This is a genomic window from Streptomyces sp. NPDC018019 (assembly GCF_044327805.1).
Taxonomy (GTDB): domain Bacteria; phylum Actinomycetota; class Actinomycetes; order Streptomycetales; family Streptomycetaceae; genus Streptomyces.
Genome location: NZ_JBIRGD010000076.1, coordinates 1 through 1,832, shown reverse-complemented (window position 1 = coordinate 1,832; position 1,832 = coordinate 1). Strand labels below are relative to the sequence as shown.

Genomic DNA, 1,832 nt, shown 5'->3' with positions numbered 1-1,832 from the left:
ACCTTCCGGTCCTCCAGCACTGGCTTGCGGCCGGGTCTGCGACACCCGCCAGGCGGCACCGGCAACAGCGGCTCGACTCTCGACCACAGCTCATCATCGAACAGCCACGGTCGAGCACTTCTCTTACTCACACCTCAGCAACCGGCACACTCCTCCAGAGGACACGGCTACTTCCGTTGCGTTAGGAGCTCTTAGGCTCGAAAGTACGCCACTGCCCAGGACGAAGAGCATGACCGCCACCGCCGCACCAGATCACCGACCAGTCAAGTGATCGACAAGTGCGCAGGCGTACCGCACTTCCCGCCCGCTGATTCCCGGACCACGCTTCAGCCCGGATTGCGGACCGGGCCGTCAGTCGTCGGCGTTCCGGCGGTGCTTCGTGAGCTGCCGGGCGCCGTAGGCCAGCGGGGGGACGACGAGGAGCCAGTACCAGGAGTCGGTGAGGATCGCCAGGATGAGGCCGAGGGCGCCGGAGAGCGGGAAGAGGCTGTACGCGGCGTACGCGGCAAGGTCCAGTGCCTTGCCGGAGCGTTCGGCGCGCGCCGGGCTGCGGGTGGGGTCGGGCGTGAGGGACATGGGAACTCTTTCCGGGTTGCGGTGTCGAACGGCCTTCAGATCTTAGGAAGGACTTCGTCGACGAAAAGTTTCATGCTGGCGTGCATCTGCTCATAGTTCTGGCCACCGAAGTCGACGTTCCACAGATAGGTGTCGGCGCCGTACGTCTCGTGCAGCTCGTGGATCTGCTCCACCGCGGACTGCGGGGAGCCGATGACGGCCGTACCGTAGCGCTTGACGTCGAAGGAACCGAGGTGCTTCATGTCCCGGCCCATCGACTCGTAGCCGACGTAGCCGCTGGAGCTGGTGTCGCGCCAGGAACGCGCCGCCTCCGTCCACACCCGCAGGTACTCGCGGTAGAACGGCTCGGCCAGGCGGTAGGCCTCCGCGTCGGTGCGGGCGATGTAGAGCGGGGTGCTCATGGCTATGCGCGGGGTGCGGGTGGTGCCGTGGGTCGCGGTGAAGACCTCGCGGTAGTGGTCGACGAGGTGCCGGCTGACGGAGGTGTACTGGCGGGCCGGGGCCAGCGCCAGCATCACGCCGAAACCCTTGGTGGCGAGCCAGGTGAAGCTCTCCGGCGACTTGACCGCCGCGCCCCACACCGGCGGGTGCGGCCGCTGGGTCACCGGGGGGAGTGAGGTCGCGTCGGTGTAGGAGAAGAAGGGGGTGTTCTCACTGACCTTCTCCTCGGTCCACAGCCGTACGACGGCCTCGATGGTCGCCTCGTAGCGCGCGCGGCTCTCGTCCATCGGCACCTTGAAGGCGTCGAACTCGTACGGCAGCCAGGCCCGGCCGAAGCCGGCGTCGACCCGGCCGCCGCTGATGGCGTCCACCTGCGCGATGTGCGCGGCGAGCTGGATCGGGTGGTGGAAGGCCGGCAGCAGGGCACCGGTCATCAGGCGGATGCGGGAGGTCTGCGCGGCGACGGCGGTGAGGAAGGTAAGCGGGCTCGGGCAGTAGCCGCCGTAGTCGCCGAGGTAGTGCTCGGTCATCTTGACGTAGCCGAGGCCCGCGTCGTCGCTGAACTTGCTGATGGCGATGGCGTCGCGGTAGTACTCGGCCGGAGTCCGCTGTTCGGGACGGCAGTCGGGCAGCAGCGAGATGCCGTGTTCCATGGTTTTGATCACCCTGTCGCGGTTCGTCGGTGTTTGTCAGTGACGCCGGGCCGGGGGGGGGGGCCCCCCCCCCCCCCCCCCCCCCCCCCCGCCCCCCCCCCCCCCCCCCCCCCCCCCCCCCCCCCGGGGGGGGGGTGGTGGGGGGTGCTCAGGGGGGTGGGG

2 protein-coding genes and 1 pseudogene are annotated in these 1,832 nt (G+C 69.1%); all 3 read right to left on the bottom strand.

Annotated elements, in window-relative coordinates; genetic code table 11:
- A pseudogene (locus tag ACH4FX_RS43200) lies at positions 1 to 131 on the bottom strand (IS5/IS1182 family transposase); the annotation flags it as partial.
- Positions 132 to 351: 220 nt separating this feature from the next.
- Positions 352 to 576, bottom strand: a complete 225-nt coding sequence (locus ACH4FX_RS43195; protein ID WP_398487399.1) for a hypothetical protein — start codon at positions 574 to 576, stop codon at positions 352 to 354.
- Positions 577 to 611: 35 nt separating this feature from the next.
- The gene (locus ACH4FX_RS43190) at positions 612 to 1,670 is read right to left on the bottom strand and encodes an LLM class flavin-dependent oxidoreductase (protein WP_398487398.1); all 1,059 of its coding nucleotides are present in this window, start codon (positions 1,668 to 1,670) and stop codon (positions 612 to 614) included.
- Positions 1,671 to 1,832 lie beyond the last annotated feature (162 nt).

Bases quoted from the DNA above. Each gene is read 5' to 3' on its own strand.
- ACH4FX_RS43195 (WP_398487399.1), bottom strand. From the start codon at position 576: ATGTCCCTCACGCCCGACCCCACCCGCAGCCCGGCGCGCGCCGAACGC.
- ACH4FX_RS43190 (WP_398487398.1), bottom strand. From the start codon at position 1,670: ATGGAACACGGCATCTCGCTGCTGCCCGACTGCCGTCCCGAACAGCGG.